Genomic DNA, 498 nt, shown 5'->3' on the forward strand with positions numbered 1-498 from the left:
GGACGGCTTGAGCACGAAGGTGTTGCCGCAGGCCAGCGCCACCGGGAACATCCACATCGGCACCATCACCGGAAAGTTGAACGGCGTGATGCCGGCCACCACGCCCAGCGGCTGGCGCAGGTTCCAGTTGTCGATGCCGCCGCCGATGTTGTCGGTGAAATCGGTCTTGAGCAGGTTGGGAATGCCGCAGGCGAATTCCACCACCTCGATGCCGCGCGTGACCTCGCCCTTGGCGTCCGAGAACACCTTGCCGTGCTCGCGCGTGATCAGCGCGGCGAGGTCGTCGTGGTGGCGGTCGAGCAGTTCCTTGAACTTGAACAGGATGCGCGCGCGCTTGAGCGGCGCGGTCTCGGACCAGGCCGGGAAGGCCGCGTGCGCGGCGGCCACCGCGGCGTCCACGTCCTGCGCCGAACCCAGCGCCACGCGCCCGGCCACGGCGCCGGTGGCCGGGTTGAAGACGTCGGCAAAGCGGTCCGACGAAGCGGCGCGCACGGTGCC

At 69.5% G+C, this 498-nt stretch carries 1 protein-coding gene; it reads right to left on the reverse strand.

What is annotated here, in order from left to right:
* The coding region (locus tag P3W85_RS32060; protein ID WP_276267719.1) for an aldehyde dehydrogenase family protein at nucleotides 1-492 on the reverse strand (492 nt) is incomplete at its 3' end.
* Nucleotides 493-498 lie beyond the last annotated feature (6 nt).

It is taken from the genome of Cupriavidus basilensis, assembly GCF_029335485.1.
In the GTDB taxonomy this organism is placed as follows: Bacteria; Pseudomonadota; Gammaproteobacteria; order Burkholderiales; family Burkholderiaceae; genus Cupriavidus; species Cupriavidus basilensis_E.